The sequence below is a fragment of the Streptomyces sp. NPDC005728 genome (assembly GCF_040630895.1).
GTDB lineage: Bacteria > Actinomycetota > Actinomycetes > Streptomycetales > Streptomycetaceae > Streptomyces.
The window spans coordinates 1-2,388 of sequence record NZ_JBEXYL010000261.1 but is presented as its reverse complement, the minus strand read 5'-3'; the positions used below and the strand labels follow the sequence as shown (position 1 = coordinate 2,388).

General features: G+C 65.5%; 2 protein-coding genes. Both read left to right on the top strand.

Annotated elements, in window-relative coordinates; genetic code table 11:
* Window positions 1-99 precede the first annotated feature (99 nt).
* On the top strand, window positions 100-870 hold the full coding sequence (locus ABZ471_RS48365; RefSeq protein ID WP_359075542.1) for an IS3 family transposase: 771 nt from the start codon (window positions 100-102) through the stop codon (window positions 868-870).
* 59 nt (window positions 871-929) lie between these two features.
* Entirely contained in the window at window positions 930-2,213 is a 1,284-nt protein-coding gene (locus ABZ471_RS48360; RefSeq protein ID WP_359075540.1) for a trypsin-like serine protease, read from the top strand.
* Window positions 2,214-2,388 lie beyond the last annotated feature (175 nt).

The following is a 2,388-nucleotide window of genomic DNA, read 5'->3' as shown; positions in this document are numbered from 1 at the left end:
GACGAGTCCGCACAACGCCTCCAGGACCAACCCGCCACAGAAGTCATCGAGTTGGCTGCTTGACAGAGGTGCTTGACATAGAAGCATCAAGGAGACCCGGTGACGGTGCACCCGTTCATCGAGGCGGAGAAGCAGGACGGTCACAGCGTCAAGCGCGTGTGTGAACTGCTCAAGGTCTCCCGCACCGCCTTCTACGCCCGCCGCACGGGCAAGCCCGGTCCCCGCGCGGTCCAAGACGCCGAACTGACCCAGCAAATCACCGCAGTTCACGAGCGATCGCGCGGAACCTACGGAGTCCCGCGCGTGCATGCCGTGCTCAAGCGGGAGGGTGCCGGATGCGGCCGCCGCCGCATCGCCCGGCTGATGCGTGCGGCCGGACTTGAGGGCCGACACCGCAGACGACGGCACGTGACCACGGTTCCTGACCCGCGGGCCGCCACCCGGCCCGACCTCGTGGTCCGGAAATTCGCCCCGGACGCCACGGGACTCGATTTTCCGATCAGCGTCAACGCCCTCGCCGAGTCGTTCTTCCAGGGTCTCAAGCGCGAGTTGCTCCACGGAAGGCCCTGGACCTCGAAGGCACAGACTCGACTGGAACTGTTCCGCTGGCTGTCGTACTACAACCGGCGCCGTCGGCATTCCACGCTCGGCTACCTCACACCAGCCGAGTTCGAAAACTGGGGGAGGGAGTGGGGATGCCCCGGCAGGACACGTTGCCAGGGCATCCCTATGTCGTCGGTCTGCTGCCGATGGATTGCAGTTTGCCCAGTGATGGGCTGTGAGCGCGTTCCCTGCTTTCGGTCAGTAGGTTCAGTGCCGGGTTTTCGTCCCTGGAGAGGATGCAGCGAACGATCGTTGTCTCTTCACTGAGTGCCGGACCGGTGACCGTGAGGGACTCACCGCTGAACTTGAGGGCAGCATACGTAAATATGAGTATATCTGTGCATAGGCGGCGGCCTCGAGGTCGGCCGCTTCTCATTGTCCTGCTGGTGATGTGCCTCGCGGGCGGAGCGGCGACTGCTGCCCTGGCGATTGTCGGCGGGGGGCAGGCATCGCGTGAGTACTCATTCATGGGGTCCTTGCAGACCTCCGACGGCCAGCACATGTGCGGAGCAGCGCTCATCAACTCCACGACCATGGTGACCGCCAAGCACTGCCTCCTACCGGACAGCGAGCAGGCAGGGGACGCCGGACAGTCAGCGGACAGCACACTGGCAGCGGATGGTGAACTTCCCCAGGACGACGAGCAGTCGGGGAGCGAAGGGTTCTCGGAAGACGGCGGGCTGTTCGTGCGCATCGGCTCGAACAGTGCTTCCGGCGGTGGAGAACTCGTGGAGGTCGCGCACACGAGCATGTTCGACGATTCAGACGACACCGTCGGCACTGACATCGAGCTGTTGAAGCTGGCCGAGCCGGTGCACGCAGCTCCGGTCCGGTTGGCCGACTCCAGCCCGCCCCCCGGCACACCGGTCCGCCTGCTCGGCTGGGGAGATACATGCACCGATGGAACATGCGCACCTCCGGACGGCCTGAAGGAGCTTGACACGGCGGTGGCTGACGACTCGGGCTGCGACGTGGGTGGCGGGTTCGACGCCGACGCCGAACTGTGCATCGGGACCACTGAGTCCGATGCTCCTTGCTTCGGCGACTCTGGCGGGCCTGCGCTCTTCGAGGATGGAGGTGAGCTGGTACTCGCCGGCGTCACCAGCCGTCCCGCAGACGGCGGTGACCTCTGCGGGGCGTCAAATGAGATCTATACGGACGTCAGCGCCTTCCGTGACTGGATCGACGCCAACTCGGGCGATGACGTCACGGCGGACAACTGCACACCGGACACAACCGGCAACTCCAGCGACGCCCCCGCAGAGGTCGCCACCGCACCGGACGACGGTGAGTCCCTGGGCTTGAGTGATGATCAGGACAGCCTCGCCGCTGAGGACCCCTGCGCGGAACCACCCGCCAACGACCCCTCTGGTGAGCCGGGCACCCTTCCTGGTGACGAGTCCTCCGGTGAGCCGAGCACCGCTCCCGGTGGCGAGTCCTCCGGTAGCAATCCGTCCGCTGGGGACTCCGCGGGTCAGAACGGTGACACCTCCTCCGGTGGCAACCCCTCCGGTGACAACCCGTTCGGTGACAACCCGTTCGGCCGGAATCCGTTCGGCGGGAATCCCTTCGGTAGTAACCCTTTCGGTACGTCACCCTTCGGCCAATAATCCGCTGATGGGGCAATACCCCCGGGGCCGCCGCCCAGCTGATCCGGTTTGATCGACACCTGTGCGCAGACGGGCCTCGGACTGAGGCGTCCCCCAAGGCCGGGAAGTTAGCGTTTTCGCAGGTCGCGCAAGGGGGAGTGAGGGGTTTCCGGCGTAGAGCAACGGAGCTCGTTGG

Coding starts and splice junctions, on each gene's coding strand:
- ABZ471_RS48360 (WP_359075540.1), top strand. CDS start 930: ATGAGTATATCTGTGCATAGGCGGCGGCCTCGAGGTCGGCCGCTTCTC.